This is a genomic window from Stenotrophomonas sp. 2201_Sma (assembly GCF_056486685.1).
The window spans coordinates 4,278,651-4,303,843 of sequence record NZ_CM151329.1 but is presented as its reverse complement, the minus strand read 5'-3'; the positions used below and the strand labels follow the sequence as shown (position 1 = coordinate 4,303,843).

Sequence of the window (25,193 nt, the reverse complement as noted above, 5' to 3'; positions counted from 1 at the left end):
GTCCGCCTTCGGCTCTTCTTCTCTCCCTCTATCGAGCAACAAGGACGCCCCGATGAGTACTGCTGTGGATGCTGTGGAACGCACCGAAATCCTGATCATCGGCGCCGGACCGGCCGGTTCCGTTGCTGCTGCGATGCTGCGCCGGCAGGGTCGCCAGGTGTTGATGATCGAACGCCAGCAGTTCCCGCGTTTCTCGATCGGTGAAAGCCTGCTGCCGCAGAGCATGGAGTACATCGAAGCGGCAGGCCTGTTGCAGGATGTGGTCGAAGCCGGCTTCCAGCACAAAAATGGCGCGGCCTTCGTGCATGGCCAGGCGCGTACCGCATTCGACTTCAGGAAGAAGTTCTCGCCCGGCTGGGGCACCACCTACCAGGTGCAGCGCGCCGACTTCGACAACGTGCTGGCGCGGGGCGCCGAGCGGATGGGTACCACGCTGCGTTTCGGCGACGAGGTGCTGTCGGTCGAGCCGGGCGAGCAGCCTGCCGTCAACGTGCGCCGTCCCGATGGCAGTGAGTACCGCATCGAGGCCGATTTCATCCTCGACGCCTCCGGCTTCGCGCGGTTGCTGCCACGCCTGCTGGATCTGGAGTCTCCCTCCAATTTCCCGGTGCGTGGCGCGATCTTCTGCCACGTGCGTGACAACATTCCGGCCGAAGCGGACTTCGACCGCAACAAGATCCTCATCACGACCCACCCCGAGCACATCGACGTCTGGTACTGGACGATCCCGTTCTCCAACGGCTGCTGCTCGCTGGGCGTGGTGGCCGAGCCCTCGTTCTTTGATCGCTACGAAGGCGACGACCTGCAGAAGCTGCAGGCCATCGTCGGCGAGGATCCGAACCTGACCCGCCTGCTGGCCAATGCCGAATGGGCGGTGCTGCCGGTACGCCGCATCACGGGCTATTCGGCCAATGTCCGTTCGCTGTGGGGCCCGGGCTATGCGCTGCTTGGCAACGCTGGCGAGTTCCTCGACCCGGTGTTCTCCTCGGGCGTGACCATTGCCTTCAAATCGGCGCAGCTGGCCAGTGAGTGCCTGGCGCGCCGTTATGCCGGGCAGGCTGTGGACTGGGAGGCCGAGTTCTCCGTTCCGCTGCGTGCCGGTGTGAAAACCTTCCGTCGTTTCGTCGAAAGCTGGTACCAGGGCGGCTTCCAGAAGATCATCTACCACCCCGACCCGCAGCCGGACGTGCGCGACATGATCAGTTCCATCCTGGCCGGATACGCCTGGGACACCAACAACCCCTACGTGGCCGACTCCAGCGGCCGTCGCATGCGCGTGCTGGAGGAACTGTGCGGCGCCTGATGGCCCTTTCCGCTGCAGTGCTGCTGTGCCTGCTGCTGGTCGCCTGTGCCGGGCGCATGCCACGCCCGCAGGTGCAGCTGCCACCGCTGCGGCTGTCGCCGGCCAGCCTGCCAGCGCCGCTGGCACTGCAGCAGCAGCTGCATTTCCGGTTCGGCAGCCATGAGCGCGATCTCGATGCGCTGCTCGAAGCCGACGCACAGCAGGTGCGGCTGGCGGTGCAGGCCATGGGCCAGACCGGCGTGCGCCTGCAGTGGGATGGCCGGCAACTGACCCAGCAGCGTGCGCCGTGGCTGCCTCCGCAGGTGCGTGCCGAACGCGTACTGGATGACCTGCAGTTCGCGTTGTGGCCGACCGCGGCGATCGCTGCGGCATTGCCGGCGGGCTGGGAGGTCAGCGATGACGGCCGCCAGCGCAGCCTGTCCCGCAGCGGTACGGTCTGGCTGCAGCTGCGGCGCCTGGACGATGGCAGCGTCCAGCTGGAGAACCGTGCCGAGGGTTACGCCCTGCGCATCGAATCGATCGACATGGCCGGGCAGGCGCGATGAATACACCGATCTACCTGAACGACCTCGGCCTGGTCTGCGCGCTGGGCGAAGGCCGCGGCGCCGTGGCATCGGCGATGTTCGCCGATGCTCCGGGCGGCCTGAGCGACAACGACCGCCTGCTGCCGGGGCGTACCCTGGCGCTGGGTGAAGTGCGCACGCCACTGCCGACGCTGGAAGACCTGCCGGTATCCCTGCGCGGGCGCAACAATGCATTGCTGGAGGTCGCGCTGGCGCAGATCGCGCCTGCGGTCGGCGCGGCCATTGCACGCCATGGCGCTGATCGGGTGGCGGTGGTGCTGGGCACCAGCACCTCCGGCATCGGCGAATCGGAGCAGGCACTGCGGACTCATGCGGAGCAGGGCTGCTGGCCTGAAGGTTTCGATTACGCACAGCAGGAAATGGGCACCACCGCGCAGTTCGTGCGTCAGCGCAGCGGCGCGCAGGGCCCGGCGTGGACCCTGTCCACGGCCTGTTCGTCCAGTGCCAAGGCACTGATGTCGGCCGCGCGAATGCTGCGTGCCGGCACCGTCGATGCGGTCATCGCCGGGGGTGCCGACTCGCTGTGCCGCTTCACCGTGGCAGGCTTCAATGCGCTCGAATCGGTCTCGGCAGTGCGCTGCAATCCCTTCTCGCAGCATCGTGCCGGCATCAACATCGGCGAGGGCGCTGCGCTCTTCCTGCTGACCCGCGAACCTGGCCCGGTATGCCTGGCCGGATGGGGCGAGTCCGCCGATGCACATCACATGTCGGCGCCGGATCCGCAGGCCCTTGGCGCCATCGACGCCCTGCAGCAGGCGCTGCATCGTGCCGGCTGGTCGCCCGCCGATGTCGACTACGTGAACCTGCACGGCACTGCCACCGGCCACAACGATGCGATGGAAAGCCTGGCGGTGGCGCAGGTACTGGGCAATGACGTTCCCTGCAGTTCCACCAAGCCACTCACCGGCCACACCCTGGGTGCGTCGGGGGCGATCGAGGCGGCGCTGTGCTGGATCGTGCTTGCCGAGAACTGCCGGCAGCAGCTGCCACCGCACTGGTGGGATGGCATCGCTGATCCCGCTCTGCCGCCGCTGCCGCTGGTGGCGCCGGCCACCTTCCTGGCGCAGCCGCCCCGGCGCGTGCTGAGCAACTCGTTCGCCTTCGGCGGCAGCAACGCCGTGCTGGCACTGGAGTGTGGATGAATACGGTGTATGCCATTGAAGACGTGGTGCCCCACCGGCAGGACATGTGCCTGCTGGAGCGCATCATGCACTGGGACGAGGACGGCATCGAGGCCGAGCTGGTCGTGCCGGCGAGCGGGCTGTTCGTCGAGGATGGGCAGGTGCCGGCCTGGATCGGCATCGAATACATGGCGCAGGCCATCGCGGCCTGGGCCGGCTGCCGTGCACGCGCTGCCGGCAACCGGCCGCAGCTCGGATTCCTGCTGGGCAGTCGCCGTTATGGCAGCCAGCGCAGCGGTTTTCCGGTGGGCAGCCGCCTTCGCGTACAGGCGCGCTGCGAGCTGTTGGGCGACAATGGACTGGGGATGTTCGCCTGCCGGATCCTGGCAGGCGACGAAGAATGGGCGACCGCCAACGTGTCGGTGTACGAACCTGCCGACGCGATGGCCTATCTGGAGAGTGGACAGGCATGACAGGGAATCGGAGCGTGCTGGTCACCGGCGCCAGCCGGGGCATCGGCCGGGCCATCGCGCTGCGCGTCGCCCGCGATGGGTTCGACGTAGCCGTGCACTGCCGCAGCCGCGTGGACGAGGCAAAGGCAGTGGTGGACGAAATCCAGGCACTGGGCCGGCAGGCCCGCGTGCTGGCGTTCGATGTGGCCGACCGGGATGCCGCACGCGGCGCATTGGAGGCCGACGTCGAGGCGCACGGTGCGTACTACGGCGTGGTGTGCAATGCCGGCATCGCCCGCGACGGCGCATTTCCTGCGTTGTCGTCCGAAGACTGGGACCAGGTCATCCACACCAACCTGGACGGCTTCTACAACGTGCTGCATCCGCTCATCATGCCGATGGTGCGGCGGCGCCGGCCCGGTCGCATCGTCGCCCTGTCGTCGGTGTCCGGGCTGGCCGGCAACCGCGGCCAGGTCAACTACAGCGCGGCCAAGGCTGGCATCATCGGTGCCACCAAGGCGCTGGCGCTGGAGCTGGCGAGCCGCCAGATCACCGTCAACTGCGTGGCCCCGGGCCTGATCGAGACCGAAATGCTCAACGATGAAGTGGTCGAACACGCCCTGAAGCTGATTCCGGCCGGCCGCGTGGGGCATCCCGATGAGGTGGCCGCAACGGTCGCGTTCCTGCTGTCCGAGCCGGCCGGCTACATCACCCGGCAGGTGATCTCGGTCAACGGGGGCATGCTCTGATGGCCGCTGATCGTCGCGTGGTGGTGACCGGTGCCGCTGCCATCAGTCCGCTTGGCCACGACTGGCCCACCATCCACGCGCACCTGCGCAGCTGCCGCAACGCAGTGCGCACCATGCCGGAATGGGATGTCTACGCGGGCCTGAACACCAAGCTGGCCGCGCCTGCGCAGGACTTCACGCTGCCGCCGAACTACAACCGCAAGACCACCCGCTCGATGGGCAAGGTCGCGATCATGTCGGTGCGCGCCACCGAGATGGCCCTGCGCGAGGCCGGCCTGCATGAGCATCCGGTGCTGCGCAGCGGCCGCACCGGCGTGGCCTACGGTTCGTCCTCCGGCAGCCACGAAGCGACCGGCGAGTTCGGCCGCATGCTCAACGAGTTCACCACCGATGGCATCAGTGCCACCACGTACCTGAAAATGATGAGCCATACCGCGCCGGTCAACATCGGCGTGTTCTTCGGCCTGTCCGGGCGTGTCTACACCACCTCCAGCGCCTGCACGTCAGGCAGCCAGGGCGTCGGAGCGGCGTATGAAGCCATCCGCAGCGGCAAGCAGACGGTGATGGTGGCCGGCGGTGCCGAGCAGCTCGACGCCACCGCTGCAGCGGTGTTCGACACCCTGTTCGCCACCAGCGTGCGCAACGATGCGCCGCAGTCGACGCCGCGGCCCTTCGATGCAGGCCGCGACGGCCTGGTACTGGGCGAGGGCGCCTGCACGCTGATCCTGGAGGACATGGAGCACGCCCTCGCACGCGGTGCGTCCATCCTTGCCGAGGTGGTCGGCTACGGAACCAACAGCGACGGCCAGCACGTCACCCAGCCCAGCGCCGACACCATGGCCCAGGCCATGCGCCTGGCCCTGGAGGACGCCGGGCTCGACGCGGCGCGGATCGACTACGTCAACGCCCACGGCACCGCCACCGATCACGGCGACATCGCCGAGACACAGGCCACCGCGCAGGTGTTCGGCAGCCGCGTGCCGATCAGCTCGCTGAAGAGCTACGTCGGGCACATGCTCGGCGCGTGCGGAGCGTTCGAAGCCTGGCTGAGCATCGAGATGATGCGTGCCGGCTGGTTCGCGCCGACCCTCAACCTGGCCGAGGTCGATCCGCGCTGCGGCCAGCTGGACTTCATCACCGGGCACGGCCGCGATCTGCAGGCCGAGTACGTGATGAGCAACAACTTCGCCTTCGGCGGCATCAATACCTCGCTGGTATTCCGCCGTTGGAGCGAATGACCCCCGCACCCCATCCGCACCACCCCCAACGCACCCCGGACAAGGAGATGTTTCGATGCGCCGCACCCTGATGATCGCCAGTGCCACCCTTCTGCTGGCTGTGACTGCCACGGCTTCCGCCCGTGACACCCGAGTCGAGCAGTCCCTGCAGGAACTTGTCAGCTCGCAGGCAGCCCGCGATGCCGGCATCGATGGCAGCGTGCGCTTCTATCTGGCCGGGCAGCCGGTCAGCGTGCAGCAGCGTCTGGGTGAAGACGTCACCAACCGGAAGACCAACGCCGCCAACAAGAGCGATGCCGAAGCCTGCCGCTGGGTGGCGCTGTCGGCGCTGCGCGCACTGCAGGACGGCGCCCGCTCGCGTGGCGCCAATGCGGTGGTCGACATCGTCAGCTACTACAAGAAGAACGAGTTCAGGAGCGCGAGCAACTACGAGTGCTGGGCGGGCACGTTCGTGGCCGGCGTCGCCCTGAAGGGCACCTACGCCAAGGTCAAGTAAGCATCCGTGTGGCGGCGGCCGAGGCTGAACGCCGCCGCCACATTGCTGAACCCCGCCGGGGAAACGCCGTCGATCCTGCCGGCATCGTCGGCCGACGGCTTTCCCCGGTGTCGGCTTTCCGACACAATCAGGGCTCTTCCCGGGTTATCGTCCCGTGGACATGCACGCCTACGTCTATAAAAGCCAACTCAAGCCGGACACCTTCGTCTACGTTCCCCGACGCGATGACTTCAGCGCGCTGCCTGCGCCGCTGGTGGCGTCGCTGGGCACGCTCACCTTCGTCCTGGACGTGGCCCTGGAGCCGCAGCGCCGCCTCGCCCAGGCCGATCCGGCCAAGGTGCGCAGCGAAATGAGCGAACGCGGGTTCTACCTGCAGGTGCCGCCGTCGGTGACCAGCATGATGCCGCGCCACAATGACTGAGCTTTCCCGTCCGCGCGCCCTGTCGATCGCCTTCGTCCTGGGTGCCCTGCTGGCGCTGGGTGCCGCCGTCGGCGGCCTGCCGGGGGCGGTGCTTGCTGCGCTGGCGCAGCCGGCGTATGCCCTGGGCATTTCGTGGTGGCGGCGCAGCCGTGCGGTACTGCCGCCGAAGTTGATCGCGCAGCAGGACCTGCCGGCCCTGCTGGCGCTGTGGACCGCCGCGCCGGTACTGCTGGCCCTGCTGCTGGCCTGGCCGCTGGCGGCACTGCGCGACAGCGGCAGCCTGGCGGCGGTGCTCGGGCTGAGCGTGCTGGTCAGTGCCGGTTTGCTGGCGGCCTGGCGTACGTGGCCGCTGTGGAATGATGTCGAGCGGCTGGATGGCAGCCTGGCGCAGCACTGGCAAGCGTTGGCCGGCCGTGACCTCACCGCCTGGCGTGGCCTTGTCGTGGCCGCGCTGGTGATCGCGCTGGCCGCACTGGTGGTGTTGCCGGCATGGCCAGGGCTGCTGCCGGAAAGCGCGCGCTGGCCCGCCACGTTGACCGTGCTGCTGGGGTCGCCGTTGCTGCATCTGCTGCTGCAGCGGGTCGCACCGGCGCCACTGGTGTCGCTGCGCGTGAACCCGGGCCCGCTGGCCGATGCCGGTGCGACACACGCGCCGCTGTTCCCCGCTGCCAGCGAGACCACGCCGCTGGAGGCGATGGCCCCGCAGGAACTGACGCCTGCGCTGCATGAAGCGGCGCGCCACGGTCGCATCGACCGGGCGCTGCAGCTGCTGCAGGCCGGCGCGGACCCGCACGCGTTGCCGGACCCGAACTGGCGTGATCAGCGCAGCCTGGCGGTACTGGCGGCGGTGTTGCCGGACCTGCGCCTGCTGCGTGAACTGATTGCCCGCGGGGTCGATGTGAACGCGCCGCACCGGGGCATGACGCCGCTGCTGGCGGCCACCCGCGACAGCTGGCATGGTCGCCCCGAAGCCGTGATGACCCTGCTGGCCAATGGCGCCGATTCTCGCGCTACCGACAGCGAGGGCAACACGCCGCTGCACCACGCGGCTCGAAGCTCCGACCCCGGCGTTGCCGCGCTGCTCCGCGATGCCGCGGCCGAAGTGGATGCACTCAACCACGAGGGCTGGTCCCCGCTGGCAGTGGCCTGCCAGGTAGGCAACTGGCGCCTGGCCCGCTTCCTGCTCGAACGCGGTGCCCGCACCGAGCCGGCGGACGGCACGCCGGTCCTGCTCGCCGCAGCCGCCACCGAAGACGATGATCCGGCCGGCGTGCAGCTGCTGCTCAAGCACAAGGCGCGTGCGGATGCGCGCGACCGCCAGCGTCGCAGCGCACTGCACGAAGCGGCCCTGGCCGGCCACGTTGAAATCATCGGCGTGCTGCTCGCTGCCGGTGCAAACCTGGAAGCACGCGACGCGCTCGGTCGCACGCCGTGGCTGGAGGCCGCGCGTGCCGGTCGCGCCGCCGTCATCGAACACCTCCTGCCGCACAAGCCTGACCTGGTGGCTGTCGATGGCGAGGGCCGCAACGCGGTGCAGCTGGCGGCCATGGCCGATACGGTTTCGCCCCTGCTGGTCAAGCGCCTGGTCGAACTGGGCATCACCGCCGATGCGGCCGATCCGGTCGGTCGGCGTGCGGTCGACTACGCGGCCGAAGCCGGTCGCTGGGCCATCGTCGCGCTGCTTGATCCGTCCTATCCGCTGCCTGCGGCGGTCAGCGATGGCCTGGCCGAGCGCGGTGAGGCCGCCAGCGCCAGTGGCCTGCTGCCTGATCGGCCGCCGCTGACCCTGCTGCGTGAAGCACTGGGCTTCGGCAACACCGACGGCATGGCCGCCCTGGCCAGGCTGTGCCAGCCGCAGGAGCTGGGCAGCCTGCTGCTGGATCCGGAGCTGGCGCTGGAGCCGCGTGCCGTGGATTGGCTGCTGGCCCATGGTGCCGACCCCTATGTGCGTGATGCCTGTGCCGACACGCCGATGTTCGCGCTGCTGTCGCGCGGCGTCGATGCGGTGCCGGCGCTGCAGGTCATGCTGCAGCATGGTCTGTCGCCGGCCGGCCGCGGCGGCTTGGCCCGTTTCCTGGCCGCCTGCGCGCAGCACGATCAGGCGGCCCGCGGACTGGAACAGCTGGCGCTGGAACTGCTGGAGCGGGGTGCTGATCCGTTCGCCGCATCGCCGGCAGGCGATCCGCCGCTGTCGTTGGCGGTGCGCCTGGGCTGGCTGCGCCTGCAGCAGGCCCTGCTCAAGACTGGTGTCGACCGTGAGGCGCGCGACAGCCATGGCATGACCGCCCTGCACCTGGCGACCGCGCTGGCCCGGGAAGGTGCGCTGAAGCTGCTGGTACAGCACGGCGCCTCGCCGGAGGCACGCGCCGCCGATGGCCAGACCCCCCTGGGTGTGGCGCTGTCGAGTGGTCGTCGTGATCTGGCCGACTGGCTGGACTGGCGGGTGTGGCCACTGCCACGCCGTACCCTGCGCGATGCCGACCTGCCCTCTGCGGCGATGGCCGGCGATGTCGATGCGGTGCGTCGCCTGATCGATCTGGGGTTCGCCGTTGATGCCGTGGATGCGCAGGGCTGCACGGCGCTGCTGCGTGCCGCTGGCGGTGGCCACCTGGCGGTGACCGACCTGCTGCTGGCACGGGGCGCCGATCCGCAGCACGCAGCGGCCAGCGGCGCAACGCCGTTGTCGGCCGCGGTCAGCATGCGCCAGGTCGAGATCGTGTCGGCCCTGCTCGATGCCGGTGCCAAGCTCGAACACCGGCTGCCGGGGGGAGTGACCGTGCTGATGCTGGCCTCCGCGCTGGGCCTGCCGGACATCGTCGCGCGCCTGCTGACCGCAGGTGCCGATGTACACGCCGGAGACGCGCAGCAACTGGGCCCGCTGCACTGCGCGGCCCTGTACGGCTTCAGCGCACGTGACCGCCCGCGGTTGCTGGCGTTGCTGGACACGCTGCTGCTGGCCGGTGCCGAACCGGACCAGGCCGCCGCCGGTTCGGTCACACCGCTGCTGCTGCTGCTGGGGGCGCGCGCCGAGCCGGGTACGGCCTGCGACGAGCAGGTGGTGATGGCCGCGGTGGAGCGTCTGCTGGAAGAGGATGTCAGCCTGGACGTGCGCGATCCGCGTGGTTTCGGCCCGCTGCACCTGGCGGCGCTGCACGGCCTGCCGCTGCTGGTACAGCGCCTGCTGCGTGCCGGCGCCGACCCAGACGTGCGGGACAGCCTGAACCGCAGTCCGCGCGAGATCGCCGTGATGCGTGGCTTCATCGACGTTGCCGGCGAGTTCGAGCCGCGCGTACCGGGCGTGTCCTCGATGGCCCGGTTCCTGCGCGACAACGGCTGAGAATCGGGGGTCTCAGAACCCTTTCCGTTGGAAAGGGCTCTGACCCCGATCATGCGGAATGCCGACGATGCTCGGCAGCCCTTTCGCCGTCAGCGCTGCGTGTCGCCGTCGCTTTCCGCGTCGGCCTCGAACAGATGCATCAGGTCATTGCGGGCATCGCGCGAGGTCTGGATCACGGCCGCCTCGTCGTCGTACACCAGGTACTGGTCGCGCAGCAGCTGTTCGTCGTGTTCGCGGAAGCGCTGCACATGGCGTTGGGCAACATCGGGTGCCACCCCCAGCGCGGTCAGCACACGACCGCTCATTTCCAGGCTGGTAGCGAACACTTCGCGGAACGGCTCGGCCGACATGTCCATCAGTCGCCATGCGTGCTGGCGGTTGCGCGCACGTGCCAGCACCTTCGCCTCCGGATACAGGCGCCGTACCATCCGTACCGCACGCAGATTGGTCTCCGGGTCGTCCACGGTGATCACGAACACATCGATATGTTCACCACCGGCGGCGCGCAGCATCTCCGGGCGCGTCGGATCGCCATAGTAGAGCTGGTTGCCGAAGCGACGCAGGTCGGCCACCGTGTCCGGGTTCGCTTCCAGTGCCACGAACGGTACCTTCTGTGCGGTCAGCAGGCGCGCGATCACCTGGCCGACGCGGCCCATGCCGGCAATCAGGACTTTCGGCCGGTTGTCCGGCGCGACCTTGTCGGCGTCGGCCGCGGCGCGCGGGGCCACCTTCTCCTGCCCGAGCAGCCGCATCAGGGCGATCATCAGCAGCGGCGTGATCGCCATCGACAGGCCGACAATGGCCACCAGCCGGTCGTGGTTGGCGTTGCCCAGCAGATGCGCGCGCTGCGCCTCGTTGAACACCACGAAGGCGAACTCGCCGCCCAGCCACAGCACGCTGCCCAGCAGCAGCGATTGCCGCGAACCCAGCCGGGCGATGCGGCCGATGGCATACAGCAGACTGAACTTGACCACCAGCAGGATGGCCACGCCGGCGGCGATCAGCCACGGCTCGGCGGCGATTCGGTCGAGATCGATGCCCATGCCGACGGCGATGAAGAACAGGCCCAGCAGCAGGCCCTTGAACGGCTCGATCTGCGCTTCCAGCTCGTGCCGGAACTCGGAATCGGACAGCAGCACGCCGGCCAGGAACGCACCCAGGCTGGGGCTCAGGCCGGCCTCCTGCATGAACCACGCCGTGCCCAGCACGACCAGCAGGGCGGTGGCGGTGAATACCTCCGGGCTGCGGGTACGGGCGATGACACCGAACAGCCGGCGCAGGACCGGCCGTCCGCACAGGATCACCACGGCCAGCGCGCCCAGCGCCACTGCGGCATCCTCCCAACGCAGCGTCTGGTTCTTGACGCCGCCCAGCAGCGGGATGGCCGCCAGCAGCGGGATCGCGATCAGGTCCTGGAACAGCAGGATGGCAAAGCCGAGCCGGCCGTGGTCGCTGTTGATCGCCTTGTGCTCGGACAGCAGCTGCAGGCCCACGGCCGTGGAGGACAGCGCCAGCGCCACGCCCACCACCAGCGCGCTCTTCCACTGGAAGTGATCGAGCAGCAGCAGGCCGCCCAGTACCAGGCCGGACAGCGCCACCTGCGCGGCACCGGCGCCGAACACCGAGCGCCGCATCACCTTCAGGCGGGCCGGCGACAGTTCCAGCCCGATCACGAACAGCAGCATCACCACGCCGATCTCGGCCGCACCGAGGATGCGGTCGGCGTCCTGCACGAAGCCCAGCCCATCCGGCCCCAGCACCACCCCCGCGGCCAGGTAGCCCAGTACCGCGCCGAAGCCGAAGCGCTTGAACACCGGCACCGCGATGACGGCCGCCAGCAGCAGGACCAGGGCCAGTTCCAGACCGCCGCTATGCATGGGAATACCTGGTCATCGCAGAGGCCTGCCGTACATGGGTGCGGGGAGGAGAGGGGCGGCGGACGCCGCTGCGACATTATGCGCGCCGCATCGTGCACGCGCGGCAATGGCCGCTGCCGGTTGACCTGCGCGGCCGGCAGGTCCAGACTGCCCGCCGCTGGCGGCCTGCCGCCGGCACACGCATCCCGGAGTTCCCAACCCATGTCCAGCGACAGTAGAAGTCGACCTCGTTCGACGCCAGCGATGGCCACCGCCTGACATCGGGACGGTTCGCCTGCGTTGGCGTTGCGCGAGGTCGCACCCCACAAGGCAAACCGATGAACCAGAAGCAATTGCTGCGTCCAGTGGCCGATGCCGCCGCATTGGCGGCACCGCTGGCGGACTACAACACCGCCGACGCGGTGGAGTTCCTCAACACGCTGGAGCTGCAGCGCGCTGCCGACACGCTGGCGGCGCTGCCGCTGCCGCGTGCTGTGAAGATGCTGGAAGCCCCCGAACTGCATCGCAGCGGCGAGCTGGTGGCCGCGCTGCCACCGGCGCGGGCCGCTGCGCTGCTCGGGCTGATGGCCGACGACCGCGCCACCGACATCGTTCACGAACTGGATGAGGACGAGCGCGCGCGGCTGATCCCGTTGCTGGGTGCCGATGCCCGCCAGGCCATCCAGACGCTGCTCGGTTACCCGCCGAACACGGCCGGTGCGCTGATGACCACCGAGTACGTCGCCGTGCCCGCCAGCTGGACCGTGGCGCAGACGCTGCAGCACATCCGCCAGGTCGAGCGCACGCGCGAGACCGTGTACGCGATCTATGTCTTGGACCCGGTCAGCCAGCGTCTGCAGCAGGTGGTGACCATGCGCCGCCTGATCACCGGCCTGCCCGAGGAGTCGATCCTCGAGGTGGCCCAGGTCAATCCGCCAGTAACCGTGGACGCGTTGATGGACCAGGAAGAGGTGGCGCGGCTGATCCGTCGCCACGACCTGCTGGCCATTCCGGTGGTCGATGCCAGCCAGCGGATGCTGGGCATCGTCACCGTGGACGACGTGCTTGATGCGCTGATCGAGGAATCCACCGAAGACGCGCACAAGTTCGGCGGCATGGAAGCGCTGGACAAGCCGTACATGCAGATCGGCTTCCTGGAGATGCTGCGCAAGCGCGCCGGCTGGCTGAGCGTGCTGTTCCTGGGCGAGATGCTGACGGCCAGCGCCATGCAGCACTACGAGGACGAACTGGCACGCGCGGTGGTGCTGACGTTGTTCATCCCGTTGATCATGAGTTCCGGCGGCAACTCCGGCTCGCAGGCCACCTCGCTGCTGATCCGCAGCCTGGCGCTGCGCGAGCTGCGCCTGCGCGACTGGTGGAAGGTGGCCCTGCGCGAGATTCCGACCGGCATGGTGCTGGGTGCCATTCTCGGTGCCCTGGCGATCGTCCGCATCGTCATCTGGCAGCTGGGTGGCCTGCACGACTACGGCGAGCACTGGGTGCTGCTGGCGATCACGATCGGTGCGGCGCTGGTGGGCATCGTCACCTTCGGGTCATTGTCGGGTTCGATGCTGCCGTTCGTGCTCAAGCGGCTGGGATTCGACCCGGCCAGCGCATCCGCCCCATTCGTGGCCACGCTGGTCGACGTGACCGGGCTGGTGATCTACTTCAGCATCGCCGCGATGATCCTGCGCGGCACGCTGCTGTAGGGCCTGTCGCCCCGCATGCGGCGGGGCGCCGCATCCGCCGCCTGCTTTGTTGCGCTGGATCATGCGCCTGTTGCGCGGGTGCGTGTACCGTAGGCGCATGAGTACCTACCACCTGCAGTCAGTGTTCCGCCCGCAGTCGGTCGCAGTGATCGGCGGCAGTCCGCGCGAGCGCTCGGCCGGCCGCGCGGTGATGCGCAACCTGCGCGGTACGGGCTTCCCCGGCAAGGTGGCGTGGATCAACCCGCGCCACGCCGAAATCGATGGCATCCGCACGGTGAAGCGGCTGAAGGAACTGGACTGGGTGCCGGATCTCGTGGTGATCACCGCGCCGGCCGCCATCGTGCCGCAGGTGGTGCGTACCGCGGCCGAGCGGGGTGTGCAGGCGGCGATCATCCTCACCGCGCATCTGGGGGATGGCCCGGGTTCACTGTCGGCGCAGGTGGAGGCCGTGGCCCGCCGGCACGGTCTGCGCATCCTGGGCCCGCATTGCCTGGGTGTGATCGCGCCGCATGCACGGCTCAACGCCAGCATCGCCGCACACTTCCCGCAGGCTGGCGATCTTGCGTTGATCTCCGAATCCTCGGCGATCGCCGCGGCGCTGGTGGAATGGGGCGTGGCGCGCTCGGTGGGTTTCTCCGCCGTGGTCTCGCTGGGCGATACGCTGGACGTCGACTTCGGCGATCTGCTGGACTATTTCGCCACCGATTACCGCACGCGCGCCATCCTGCTCTACGTCGAACAGATCAAGGACGCGCGCAAATTCATGTCGGCGGCGCGTGCGGCCGCGCGCGCCAAGCCCGTGGTGGTGGTAAAGTCCGGCCGCAGCGAGCGCGTGCAGCCGGGCAGCCGCGATACCCATGTGCAGGCACTTGCACGAGCCGATGATGTCTACGGCGCCGCGTTCAACCGCGCCGGCCTGCTGCGCGTGGGTGCCCTGGACGAGCTGTTCACCGCCGCAGAGACCCTGGGCCGGCTGGGTACCTTCCCGGGCCGTCGGCTGGCCATCCTCAGCAATGGGGGCGGCGTCGGCCGGCTGGCCGTGGACCAGCTGGCCGCGCTGCGCGGAACCCTGGCGAACCTGTCCGACAGCACGGTCGAAAAGCTCGATGCGGTGCTGCCGCAGGGCTGGTCGCGCAGCAATCCGGTGGACATCGTGGTGGATGCCGATGGTGATCGCTATGCCGCGGCCATCGAGGCCCTGCTGGCCGACAACGAGAACGATGCGGTGATGGTGGTCAACGTACCGACGGCGTTCACCTCCTCGGCCGACGCCGCGCAGGCGCTGACCCGCACGCTCGGCCTGCGCCCGCGCCACCATCGCGACAAGCCGGTGTTCGCCGTGTGGCTGGGCAACGACGACCAGGCCACCGCCACGCTCAATGCGGCGCGCGTGCCGACCTATCCCACCGAAGCCGAAGCGGTACGTGGCTTCCAGCATCTGGTGCGCTATCGGGAAGCGCAGAACGCACTGATGGAAACCCCGCCGAGCCTGCCGCAGGACTTCAGCGTGGATGCGGCCGCGGCGCGCACGCTGGTCGAGGCCGCGCTGGCCAACGGCCAGCAGTGGCTGGACCCGTTGGCCACGCACGAGCTGCTGAAGGCCTATGGCATTCCCTCCGCGCCGGTGATGCATGCGCGCGACGCGCACGAGGCCATGGATCTGGCGCAGCCGCTGCTGGAGCGGGGTGCGACCGTCGCCTTGAAGATCCTGTCACCGGACATCCCGCACAAGTCCGAAGTGGACGGCGTGCGCCTGAACCTGTCGACGCTGCCGGCAGTGCAGGCTGCGGCCAAGGCGATCCTGTCGCGTGCACGCCAGCTGCGCCCGGATGCACGCATCGACGGTCTGCTGGTGCAGCCGACCATCGTCCGCCCGAAAGCGCGTGAACTGATCGTGGGCATCGCCGATGACGCGACCTTCGGCCCGGTGATCGTGGTCGGTCGCGGCGGCACGGCGGTGGAGGTGATCAACGACAAGGCACTGGCCTTGCCGCCGCTGGATCTGCGCCTGGCCCACGAGTTGATCGGGCGTACCCGTGCGTCGCGGATCCTCAAGGCCTATGGCGATGTTCCCGCTGCCGATGAGCGCGCACTGGCCCTGGCGCTGGTGAAACTGGCGCAGCTGGCCGCCGACATTCCGGAAGTGCGCACGCTGGATATCAATCCGCTGCTGGTCGATGGCAAGGGCATTCTCGCTCTTGATGCACGCGTCGCCATCGCGCCTTCGCGCATCCTGCACAAGGGTCGCGGCCATCCGCGCTTCTCGGTGTTCCCGTATCCGAAGGAGTGGGAGCGCACCATCGAGCTGTCCGATGGCGGTCACGCCTTCGTGCGCCCGGTGCGCCCCGAGGACGACGCGCTGTTCCGCGCGTTCTTTGCCCGGGTCAGCGACGAGGATCTGCGCCTGCGCTTCTTCCAGTCGGTGAAGCACTTCAGCCACGAGTTCATCGCCCGTCTGACCCAGCTCGACTATGCGCGCTCGATCGCGCTGGTGGCCATCGAACCGCGCAGCGGCGAGATGCTCGGCGCCGTGCGCCTGCATGCGGATGCGGATTATCACCGCGGCGAGTACGGCATCCTGATCCGCTCCGACCTGAAGGGCCATGGCATCGGCTGGCGCCTGATGGCGATCATGATCGAGTATGCGAAGTGGCTGGGGCTGCACGTGGTCGAGGGACAGGTGCTGCGCGAGAACAGCACCATGCTGGCGATGTGCCAGAGCCTGGGCTTCAAGACCCGGCTGGACCCGGACGACCCGACGGTGATGGTGGTGACCCTGCCGGTGCAGCAGGTGGACGTTCCCGAGGTACCGCCGGTGGCGTGAGCGTCACCTCATCGGTGGCGTCACAACGCAGCGCCGAACGTGGCATGCCGCCCATGCGGTTGCGACAATACGGGCCATGACTGACCGCATCCCCTTGCTGCTGCTCCCCGGCCTGCTCAATGATGCCGAGCTGTGGCGCGCGCAGCTGGCCGACCTGGCCGATATCGCCGAGTGCAGCGTGGGCGACCAGACCCGCGGCGCGACCCTGCAGGCGGTGGCCGAGGATGTGCTGGCGCAGGCACCTGCGCGCTTCGCGCTGGCCGGTTTCTCGCTGGGAGGCTTCGTTGCCCAGCAGATCCTGCGCGTCGCACCGGAGCGGGTGCTGCGGCTGGCGCTGATCGACACCTCGATCCACGCCGATTCGCCGGAGCGCGCCGAGCAGCGTCGCAGCCAGCGCGCCAGCGTGCGCCTGCCCGGGAAGTTCCATGGATTCGGTGACGCCCTGATGCGCAGCTACATCGATGCCTCGCGGCTGGACGACTATGTACTGGTGCAGCGTGTGCGCGACATGACGGCGCGTCTTGGCGCGGAGGTGTTCCTGCGACAGAGCGCGCTGGAACGTCGTGACGGCCACGATGTGCTGGCCGGATATCGCGATCCGCTGCTGATCGTGTGCGGTGCCAACGACCGCATCACGCCATTGGCGGTGAGCGAGGAGATGCACGCGCTGGTACCGCACTCGCAGCTGGTGGTGGTGCCCGACTGCGGGCACCTGGCGCCGATGGAGAAGCCGGATGAGGTCAGTGCGGCGATGCGCGGGTGGCTGCTGCAGGACTGAAGGGCCCGCCGGGCATGGCCCGGCGCTACCTGTGGCGATCCGGTAGCGCCGGAGCGCGCCCGGCGGCCCCATCGCAACGTCTGGTAGCGCCGGAGCGTGCCCGGCGGCTTCGGCTCAGTCCCAGGCCGGCGCGATGCCTTCCGGATTGGCCAGCCGATGCCCGCGGTCGAGCCTGGCAATCTGTGCCATGTCCTCCTCGGTCAAACGGATGGCCGCCGCTTCCAGATTGGAGGCCAGGTTCTCGCGCCGGGTCGAGGACGGAATCACCGCAAAGCCCTGCTGCAGTGCCCATGCCAGTGCGATCTGTGCCGGCGTGGCCTGGTGGCGGCCGGCGATGGCCTGGATCACCGGGTCCTTGATGACTTCGCCATAGGCCAGGCTCATGTAGGCGGTGACAGGGATGCCGTTTTCCTGCAGGAACTTCACCAGCAGGCGATTCTGCAGGTATGGATGGATCTCGACCTGATTGGTGGCGATGGCGTCGGCGCCGAGGATGCCGATTGCCTTGCGCGTCTGCGCGATGGTGAAGTTGGAGATGCCGATCTCCCTGGTGAGGCCCTGCGCCCTGGCTTCGGCCAGCGCTGGCAGGTACTCCTCCATCGGCACGTCGACCTTGTCGTTCGGTGAGGGCCAGTGGATCAGCGCCAGGTCGACATGGTCGGTGCGCAGCTTCTTCAGGCTGTCGTGCAGGCTGGCCAGCAGCGCATCGCGCTTGAACTCGGTGATCCAGACCTTGGTGGTCAGGTAGATCTCGTCACGCGGCACGCCGGATTCGGCGATGGCCTGGCCGACCTCGGCCTCGTTGTCGTAGATCTGCGCGGTATCGATGGCGCGGTAACCGACGTCCAGTGCGTTGCGTACCGAGTCGATCACAGTCTGGCCTTTCAGACGGAAGGTGCCGAGACCGAAAGCGGGGACAGTCATGGGGGAACTCCAGCTAATGGGGGGAAGGGCGCGGTAGATCCGCACAAGGGTAGGGCAGGGCCTGCATGCATGCCGGCAACGGTGCATTGCGCAGGCGTGGAGATGCGTCGGTAGTGAGCGGCGTCGTATCAGTGTGCGGTGATCGCGGTGCCCTCGGCGCGGTCGTCGATGCCGTCCCGACGGTCCAGGCGGCCGCTGAGCACGGTCAATGCATAGGCACCCACCACCACCAGCGCGCCCAGCCACGGCGTATGCATCAGGCCGACGTTCTCCACCACCAGGCCGCCCAGCGATGCGCCCAGGGCGATGCCGATGTTGAATGCAGCGATGTTCAGTCCGGATGCCACGTCGGTGGCCTGCGGCGCATAGCGCTGCGCCTGCTTGACCACATAGACCTGCAGTCCGGGCACGTTGCCGAAGGCCACCGCACCCAGGGCCAGCACCGTCAGCAACATCAACACCGTGTTGTAGGCGGTGAAGGTGAGCGCCAACAGGACCATGGCCAGCAGGGCGAAGATGCGCCTGAGCGCCGGAACCGGACCCATGCGGTCGGCCATGCGGCCGCCCCACAGATTGCCGATCGCCACCGACACGCCATACACCAGCAGCACCAGGCTGACCGCGTTGGCCGAGAAGCCGGTGACGTCCTGCAGGATGGGCGCCAGGTAGGTGAAGGCCAGGAACGTGCCGCCGTAGCCCAGTGCCGTCATCGCGTAGACCAGCAGCAGGCGCGGCTGGGCCAGCACGGCCAGCTGCTGGCGGAAGCGGGCGGGCGCGCTCTGCGGCACAGTGCGCGGCACGAACAGCGCCGCGCCGACCAGGGCGATCACACCCAGGCCGGCCACGGCCAGGAAGGTCGCGCGCCAGCCCAGGTGCTGGCCGATGAAGGTGCCCAGCGGCACGCCGGTCACCAGTGCGACGGTCAGCCCGGTGAACATGATCGCGATCGCGCTGGCGGCCTTTTCTTTCGGCACCACCGCCGTGGCGATGATCGAGCCGATCGAGAAGAACACGCCATGGGCGAGGCCGGTCAGGATGCGGGCGACAATCAGCGAGGCGTAGCCCGGTGCCATCCAGGCGATGACGTTGCCCAGCGTGAACAGCGCCATCAGTGCCACCAGCAGGGTCTTGCGCGGCACGCGGCCGGTCAGCGCGGTCAGCACCGGCGCGCCGATGGCTACGCCCAGGGCGTACAGCGAGACCAGCAGGCCGGCCGAAGGCAGGCTGACCTGCAGATCGGCGGCAATGGTCGGAATCAGGCCGACGATGACGAATTCGGTGGTGCCGATGGCGAAGGCGCCCAGGGTCAGCGCCAGCAGGGCGAGAGGAATGCCGCGGATCATGGCGGGCTCCGGAGGAAGGAAGGCGCGCAGTGTGCGCGGCCCACCTTTGCCGAAAAACCGGTCTTCACGCCAATCACTCTTGCCTGGTGGTCAATAATGGCGCCATGAAGACCACCCTCGATGAAATGCAGGCCTTTCTGGCCGTGATCGACAGCGGTTCGATCAGTGCCGCCGCCGAGCAGCTGGGTCAGACCCCTTCCGGGGTGAGCCGGGCGCTGGGGCGGCTGGAGGACAAGCTGGGCACCACCCTGCTGACCCGTACCACGCGCCGGCTGCACCTGACCGCCGAAGGCGAGGCCTACCTGCGCCATGCACGGGCGATCATCGACGCGGTGGAGTCGGCCGAAGAGCAGATGGCGGCGCGCCGCGAGCGCCCGGCTGGACGCCTCCGGGTGGATGCGGCCATGCCGTTCGTGCTGCACGTGATCGTCCCCCTGGTGGCGGGCTACCGCGCGCGATACCCGGAGGTGCAGCTGGAGTTGAACAGTTCCGAACGCTACATCGACCTGCTGGAACGACGCACCGACGTGGCCATCCGCATCGGCCCACTGGCCGACTCAACGCTGCACGCGCGCTCGCTGGGCCGCTGCCGGCTGCAGCTGCTGGCCAGCCCGGGCTACCTGGCCGAGCACGGTGAACCGGCCAGCGTGGCGGCGCTGGGTCAGCACACGCTGCTGGGATTCAATGAACCCGAATCGCTGAACCGCTGGCCCGTGCCGGGCGACGCCGACGGCCAGCTGCTGGTACGGCCGGACATCGCCGTATCCAGCGGCGAGACCCTGCGCCGGTTGGCTGTGGAAGGGGTGGGCATCACCTGCCTGTCGGACTTCGTCACCGAACGCGACCGTGCTGCCGGCACGCTGGTGCCGGTACTGGCTGCACAGACGCTGGATGTCTACCAGCCGATCCACGCCGTGTACTACCGCAACACGGCGGTCTCGGCGCGGATCAGCTCGTTCCTGGACCATCTCGGTGACGCGATGGTGCAGTCGGATTACCTGCGCTGAGGCATGCCGCGCTCGCCGGGCATGGCCCGGCGTTACCTGCGCGTTCCGCAGAGCTGGACCCATGCTCGGCTGCACAGGGTCCATGCAGTCCTTCAGGCCGCGCGCGCCAGCGCATCGCCGCTCGCCGCGGGGGGCGACAGATCGAACACATCCACCGCGTCCATCAACCGGTCCGCCTGCTGCTCCAGGCTGCGCGCGGCGGCGCTGGCCTCTTCCACCAGCGCGGCATTCTGCTGGGTCGCGCCGTCCATCTGCACCACGGTCTGGTTGACCTGTTCGATGCCTGCACTCTGTTCCTGCGACGCGGCGGAGATCTCGGCCATGATGTCGGTCACGCGCTGCACCGAGGCGACGATCTCGGCCATGGTCATGCCCGCCTGGCGCACGCGGTGTGCGCCATCGGCCACCTGGTCCACCGAGGTATCGATCAGCGTCTTGATCTCCTTGGCCGCATTGGCTGAACGCTGCGCCAGCGTACGCACCTCACTGGCCACCACGGCGAAGCCCCGGCCCTGCTCACCGGCACGCGCAGCCTCCACCGCTGCGTTCAACGCCAGGATATTGGTCTGGAAGGCGATGCCATCGATCACGCTGATGATGTCGGCGATCTGCCGCGAAGAGGCCTCGATCGCCCCCATCGTCGCCACCACCTGCGTGACCACCTCGCCGCCCTGCGAGGCAACCTCGTGCGCGCCGATCGCAAGCTGGTTGGCCTGGCGTGCGTGCTCGGCGTTCTGGCGCACGGTGGAGGTCAGTTCCTCCATCGATGCTGCCGTCTCCTCCAGGTTGGCAGCCTGCTGCTCGGTGCGGCGCGACAGGTCGTTGTTGCCGGCGGCGATCTCGGCGGCCGCGGCATGGATGCTGCCTGAAGTGTGCTTGATGTCGGTGACGATGGTGGCCAGCTGCGCCGCAGTCGTGTTGGCATCGCCAGCGATGCGGGCGAACACGCCCTGGAAGCTGCCGTGCATGCGCGCGCCAAGCCGGCCATCGGCAATCGCGCGCAGCATCGTTGAGACCTCGCCGAGATTCTGCTCGGTGGTCTGCATGAGCTGGTTCAGGCCCTCCACCATCGCGCGGAAGTCATGCTCGAAGCGCGCGCTGTCACCGCGCTGGCTGAAATCCCCGGCCGCAGCGGCGGCGGCAAGGCGGCGGATCTCGCCGTTGATGGTGCCAAGGTTGGCCTTGGCAGTATCCAGTGCTTCGGTGATGACGGCCTTCTCGCCTGGCAGGCGCTCCATGTCCTCGCTGAGATCGCCCACCGCATAGCGGCCCATGATCGTGATCGCGCGCATCTTCACCCGGATGTGCGCGTCGACCAGCGCGTTGCTGTCGGCCACCATGGTTCCGAATGCGCCAGGGAAGGCGCTGGCATCCATGCGGTAGCTGATCGCGCCGGCGTCATGCGCCTTCGCCATTGCCGCCTGCGCCTCGAGCACGCCGCCCACCGTGGCCTGCACGGCCTGCATGGCCTGCGCCAGCCGGCCCACTTCATCGCGGCTGCGAACCTGCACGACGTGCTGCAGGTCGCCAGCGGCCACGGCGCGCGCCGCCGCCTCCACCGCCAGCACCGGTTGCACCACCGCGCGGCGCAGCCACCAGGCCAGGCCCATCAGCAGCAGCGCAGCGGCGACCACGGTCAGCACCGCGCACAGCAGCAGCATCTGCCTTGCCTGCTGCGCGCGCGTGGCCACCGCGGCCTCGGCCACCCGGGTGGCCTGCGTGCTCAGCGCGTCCAGCGATGCGGCCACCGCGCGGTCCTTGCCCCGCACCAGGGTATCGCCGGCAGTGGCATCGTAGCCGGCAGCAGCAAACGCCTGCAGGGCAGCGTGATAGTCCTTCTGCAGCTGCGCGTGCAGGCCAGCGAAGGCGAGGGCGAGCTCGCGCGTACGCGAATCGGGGCTGCTGGCCAGCCCGCGTGCCAGTCCATCGACGATTCTGCCTTCGCTGTCGAATGCATCCAGATGACGCTGGCGCAGGACCGGATCGTGGCCCCGCAGCAGCACGTTCTTCCATTCCTGCACCTGGCCACGGAACTCGCGCTGCAGGCGTTCCGCATCGCGCCCATGCGCGACTTCGGCAGGCACCTCGGCAGACAGCTTCAGCCAGGCCGACGCCAGACCGGCCAAGGCACACAGCAGGATGACGGCGAGGCCAAGGGATACGGCGCCGAGCAGCTTCGTCTGCAGTCGCGGCGCATGGGGAGAGGCATTCATGGGGCGAGATCTCGGAAGGGGGGCGATGCGGTATCGACCTGATCTCGCACACTCTGAAGTGCGATAAGGATCACATTATCGTTTCGTTCAACGAGGTGAAGGAAATGTTTCATAGGACAGATGTGTCCATATGGAACGAAACAGGACGCTCGACAGGGGATATAAATGTAACTATGGTTGTTACATGAAATCCTCGAACCCGCTTTCCGACGCGCTGCACGTGATGGCCCATCTCGTGGGCCAGCAGGGGCCGCGCACCTCCGAACAGCTGGCCATGTGCCTGCCGACCCATCCGGTGGTGATCCGCCGGCTGCTGGCACAGATGCACAAGGCCGGGTTGGTGCGCAGCACACGCGGGCACGGCGGTGGCAGCCAGCTGGCGCGCGATGCCACCCGCATCACGCTGCACGACATCTACCTGGCGGTCGGCGCACCGCCGCTGGTGCAGATCGGCACACGCGGCGCAGGTCGTGGCTGCCCGATCCAGCAACTGGTCGATTCGGCGCTGCTCGATGGTGCCCGCGAAGCGCAGCGATTGCTGGAACACCGCCTGCAGTCCACCACGCTCGACCAGCTCGGCGCGGAGTTCGCGCGCCACCTCGCCCATCACCGCACCCTGGAAGGACACCATGAATCCTGAAGTGATCATCGTCGGCGGCAGTTACGCCGGCATCGCCGCGGGCCTGATCCTGGCCCGCGCACGCCGCGCGGTCACCGTCATCGACGCCGGCCTGCCCCGCAACCGTGCGGCCAGCCATTCGCATGGCGTCCTCGGCCTGGACGGCATCAGTGGTACCGAGCTGTTGAAGACGGCGCGCCAGCAGCTGCTGGACTATCCCAGCGTGCGCTGGATCCATGCCGAGGCCGCGCACGCCACCGCCAGCCCCGACGGTGTCGAGGTCCGCACCGCGGATGGCCAGGTGCTGGCCGCACGCAAGCTGCTGCTGGCCAGTGGCATCAGTGACCAACTGCCGGACCTGCCCGGCCTGGCCGAGCGCTGGGGCAGCACCGTGCTGCATTGTCCCTACTGCCATGGCTACGAAGTCGGCGGCGGAGCGATCGGCGTGCTCGGCGGCCATCCGATGTCGGCCGGCAAGGCACCGCTGTTCGCCGACTGGGGCAATGTCACCTTCTTCAGCCAGGCGGGGGAGATCAGTGAGGAGGAACGCGTGGCCATGCAGCAGCGTGGCGTGCAGATCGAGATCTCGCCGGTGATTGCCGTGCAGGGCGACCAGCCGACCTGGCTGGAAGTGGAACTGGCCGATGGCCGCCGCATCGCCCAGCGCGCGCTGTTCGTTCCAGCCACCCAGGCGATGGCCACGCCGCTGGTGCAGCAGCTGGGCTGCGCGCTGGTCGAAAGCCCGCTCGGCGTGCTGATCGAGGTGGACGCGATGAAGCAGACCTCGGTGCCGAACGTGTATGCCGCAGGCGACGCGACCACGGTCGGCAACATCACCCTGGCCGCCGCCGAAGGGGTGCGTGCCGGGATCGGCGTACATCACGCGCTGGTCAGCGAAGACAGCATCGGGTGACGGAAAGGGCCGGATTCCACTCTCTTGAACGGCATCCGGCCCCGCCCCATCAGCCTTTGACGCACAGCACCTGGCGCAGTGTGTGGACCACGTCCACCAGGTCGAGCTGGGCGGCCATCACATCGTCGATCGACTTGTACGCCGCCGGCGATTCATCCAGCACGCCGCTGTCCTTGCGGCACTCCACATGCGCGGTCGCCTCGCGGTGCTGGGCCAGGGTGATCCGCTCGCGTGCCGTGCCGCGGCTCATCACCCGGCCTGCGCCGTGACTGCAGCTGTGGAAGCTGTCTGCATTGCCCTTGCCACGCACGATGTAGCTGCGCGTGCCCATGCTGCCGGGGATGATGCCCAGCTCGCCTTGGCGTGCACTGACCGCACCCTTGCGGGTGACCAGCAGTTCCTGCCCGGCGTGCGTTTCCTTCTGCACGTAGTTGTGGTGGCAGTTGACGGCCATCGCCGCCAGCCGGAACGGCGGCAGCCGATGCCGCATCTCGGCCAGCACGCGCGCCATCATCGCCTCGCGATTGTGCCGCGCGTAGTCCTGCGCCCAGGACACCGCTTCCACGTAGTCGTCGAACAGCGGCTCGCCTTCCATGAAGAAGGCCAGGTCCTTGTCCGGCAGATGGAAGCCGAGCACGCGGCGCTCCAGCTCGCGACGCGCCTGCTCGATGAAGTACGTGCCAATCAGGTTGCCGGTGCCACGCGAGCCGCTGTGCAGCATCACCCACACGGCATCCGTTTCGTCCAGGCACAGCTCGATGAAGTGGTTGCCACCTCCCAGCGTGCCCAGCTGGCGGTCGAGCTTGTCGGTGCGGATCCGGCGATGCCTGTCCTTGATCTTCTCCAGGCTAGCGGCCAGACCGGACTGCACCAGCCGCGTGTGGATGCTGTCGGGCATGCGGTGATGCTCGCCACCGCGACCGTTGCCGACCGGGATGCTGCGCTCGATGCTGTTGCGCAGCTGCCGCAGGTCATCGGGCAGGTCGTTGGCCTGCAGCGTCGTGCGCACCGCGGCCATGCCGCAGCCGATGTCCACGCCCACCGCCGCCGGAATGATCGCCCCGCGGGTCGGGATCACCGAGCCGACGGTCGCGCCCTTTCCCAGGTGCACGTCCGGCATCACGGCCACCCAGGGCCCGACGAATGGAATGGCGGCGATGTTGCGCAGCTGCTCATGGGCCTGCGCCTCCAGCGGCACGCCGTTCACCCAGCCCTTGATCGGCGTGGTGCCCTCGGCATGCAGCCATTGATAGGTGTGTTGAGTATCCATGTTGAAATCAATCTCCATGATGGGCCGGCGGCGCGT

The 25,193-nt window shown here is 68.6% G+C and carries 20 protein-coding genes; 15 read left to right on the top strand and 5 right to left on the bottom strand.

Annotated features, from left to right (window positions below):
* Positions 1-52 precede the first annotated feature (52 nt).
* From ACZLIF_RS19760 to ACZLIF_RS19720, 9 genes are all read left to right on the top strand, one after another.
* Complete coding sequence (locus ACZLIF_RS19760; RefSeq protein ID WP_128989959.1) at positions 53-1,303, top strand: NAD(P)/FAD-dependent oxidoreductase; 1,251 nt, start codon at positions 53-55, stop codon at positions 1,301-1,303.
* Positions 1,303-1,848, top strand: a complete 546-nt coding sequence (locus tag ACZLIF_RS19755; RefSeq protein ID WP_227255475.1) for a DUF3261 domain-containing protein — start codon at positions 1,303-1,305, stop codon at positions 1,846-1,848. The genes ACZLIF_RS19760 and ACZLIF_RS19755 overlap by 1 nt, the downstream gene beginning before the upstream one ends.
* A complete protein-coding gene (locus ACZLIF_RS19750; RefSeq protein ID WP_128989957.1) occupies positions 1,845-3,029 on the top strand; it encodes a beta-ketoacyl-[acyl-carrier-protein] synthase family protein in 1,185 nt (394 codons plus the stop codon). The genes ACZLIF_RS19755 and ACZLIF_RS19750 overlap by 4 nt, the downstream gene beginning before the upstream one ends.
* Complete coding sequence (locus ACZLIF_RS19745) at positions 3,026-3,481, top strand: hotdog family protein (protein WP_053518092.1); 456 nt, start codon at positions 3,026-3,028, stop codon at positions 3,479-3,481. Before ACZLIF_RS19750 ends, ACZLIF_RS19745 begins: the two co-directional genes overlap by 4 nt.
* On the top strand, positions 3,478-4,209 hold the full coding sequence (fabG, locus tag ACZLIF_RS19740; protein ID WP_478462218.1) for a 3-oxoacyl-ACP reductase FabG: 732 nt from the start codon (positions 3,478-3,480) through the stop codon (positions 4,207-4,209). The genes ACZLIF_RS19745 and fabG overlap by 4 nt, the downstream gene beginning before the upstream one ends.
* The gene (locus ACZLIF_RS19735; RefSeq protein WP_065174278.1) at positions 4,209-5,447 is read left to right on the top strand and encodes a beta-ketoacyl-ACP synthase; all 1,239 of its coding nucleotides are present in this window, start codon (positions 4,209-4,211) and stop codon (positions 5,445-5,447) included. Before fabG ends, ACZLIF_RS19735 begins: the two co-directional genes overlap by 1 nt.
* Positions 5,448-5,502: 55 nt before the next feature.
* Positions 5,503-5,943, top strand: coding sequence for a hypothetical protein (locus tag ACZLIF_RS19730; RefSeq protein ID WP_053518098.1), 441 nt, complete (start codon positions 5,503-5,505; stop codon positions 5,941-5,943).
* 160 nt (positions 5,944-6,103) lie between these two features.
* Positions 6,104-6,364 (top strand): YcgL domain-containing protein, encoded by a 261-nt coding sequence (locus ACZLIF_RS19725; RefSeq protein WP_053518100.1) that lies wholly within the window; start codon positions 6,104-6,106, stop codon positions 6,362-6,364.
* On the top strand, positions 6,357-9,701 hold the full coding sequence (locus ACZLIF_RS19720) for an ankyrin repeat domain-containing protein (RefSeq protein WP_128989955.1): 3,345 nt from the start codon (positions 6,357-6,359) through the stop codon (positions 9,699-9,701). Before ACZLIF_RS19725 ends, ACZLIF_RS19720 begins: the two co-directional genes overlap by 8 nt.
* 89 nt (positions 9,702-9,790) lie before the next feature.
* On the opposite strand, the gene ACZLIF_RS19715 is transcribed toward ACZLIF_RS19720, so the two are convergent.
* The gene (locus ACZLIF_RS19715) at positions 9,791-11,578 is read right to left on the bottom strand and encodes a monovalent cation:proton antiporter-2 (CPA2) family protein (RefSeq protein WP_065181433.1); all 1,788 of its coding nucleotides are present in this window, start codon (positions 11,576-11,578) and stop codon (positions 9,791-9,793) included.
* 317 nt (positions 11,579-11,895) lie between these two features.
* Between ACZLIF_RS19715 and mgtE the strand changes: the two genes are divergently transcribed.
* The 3 genes from mgtE (at position 11,896) to ACZLIF_RS19700 (ending at position 16,868) form a co-directional block, all read left to right on the top strand.
* Complete coding sequence (gene mgtE, locus ACZLIF_RS19710; protein WP_128989953.1) at positions 11,896-13,266, top strand: magnesium transporter; 1,371 nt, start codon at positions 11,896-11,898, stop codon at positions 13,264-13,266.
* A gap of 97 nt (positions 13,267-13,363) precedes the next feature.
* Positions 13,364-16,090 carry a bifunctional acetate--CoA ligase family protein/GNAT family N-acetyltransferase gene (locus tag ACZLIF_RS19705; protein ID WP_128989951.1) on the top strand — a complete coding sequence of 909 codons (2,727 nt, stop codon included), beginning with the start codon at positions 13,364-13,366 and terminating at the stop codon, positions 16,088-16,090.
* 76 nt (positions 16,091-16,166) lie between these two features.
* Entirely contained in the window at positions 16,167-16,868 is a 702-nt protein-coding gene (locus tag ACZLIF_RS19700; protein WP_053518111.1) for an alpha/beta fold hydrolase, read from the top strand.
* A 114-nt stretch (positions 16,869-16,982) separates the two neighbouring features.
* Here the strand turns inward: ACZLIF_RS19700 and dkgB are convergent, their stop codons facing one another.
* Together dkgB and ACZLIF_RS19690 are read right to left on the bottom strand one after the other, a co-directional pair.
* The gene (gene dkgB / locus ACZLIF_RS19695; protein WP_128989949.1) at positions 16,983-17,792 is read right to left on the bottom strand and encodes a 2,5-didehydrogluconate reductase DkgB; all 810 of its coding nucleotides are present in this window, start codon (positions 17,790-17,792) and stop codon (positions 16,983-16,985) included.
* Between the two features lie 128 nt (positions 17,793-17,920).
* Entirely contained in the window at positions 17,921-19,135 is a 1,215-nt protein-coding gene (locus tag ACZLIF_RS19690) for an MFS transporter (RefSeq protein WP_053518114.1), read from the bottom strand.
* A 104-nt stretch (positions 19,136-19,239) separates the two neighbouring features.
* Between ACZLIF_RS19690 and ACZLIF_RS19685 the strand changes: the two genes are divergently transcribed.
* Positions 19,240-20,142, top strand: coding sequence for a LysR family transcriptional regulator (locus tag ACZLIF_RS19685; protein WP_053518115.1), 903 nt, complete (start codon positions 19,240-19,242; stop codon positions 20,140-20,142).
* A 92-nt stretch (positions 20,143-20,234) separates the two neighbouring features.
* On the opposite strand, the gene ACZLIF_RS19680 is transcribed toward ACZLIF_RS19685, so the two are convergent.
* Positions 20,235-22,355 (bottom strand): methyl-accepting chemotaxis protein, encoded by a 2,121-nt coding sequence (locus ACZLIF_RS19680; RefSeq protein WP_128989947.1) that lies wholly within the window; start codon positions 22,353-22,355, stop codon positions 20,235-20,237.
* A 184-nt stretch (positions 22,356-22,539) separates the two neighbouring features.
* Here ACZLIF_RS19680 and ACZLIF_RS19675 point away from each other — a divergent pair, with 184 nt between their 5' ends.
* Entirely contained in the window at positions 22,540-22,995 is a 456-nt protein-coding gene (locus ACZLIF_RS19675) for an Rrf2 family transcriptional regulator (RefSeq protein WP_065181437.1), read from the top strand.
* Positions 22,985-23,887, top strand: a complete 903-nt coding sequence (locus tag ACZLIF_RS19670) for an NAD(P)/FAD-dependent oxidoreductase (protein ID WP_128989945.1) — start codon at positions 22,985-22,987, stop codon at positions 23,885-23,887. Before ACZLIF_RS19675 ends, ACZLIF_RS19670 begins: the two co-directional genes overlap by 11 nt.
* A 49-nt stretch (positions 23,888-23,936) precedes the next feature.
* Here the strand turns inward: ACZLIF_RS19670 and ACZLIF_RS19665 are convergent, their stop codons facing one another.
* Positions 23,937-25,157 (bottom strand): RtcB family protein, encoded by a 1,221-nt coding sequence (locus ACZLIF_RS19665; protein ID WP_128989943.1) that lies wholly within the window; start codon positions 25,155-25,157, stop codon positions 23,937-23,939.
* Positions 25,158-25,193: the final 36 nt, after the last annotated feature.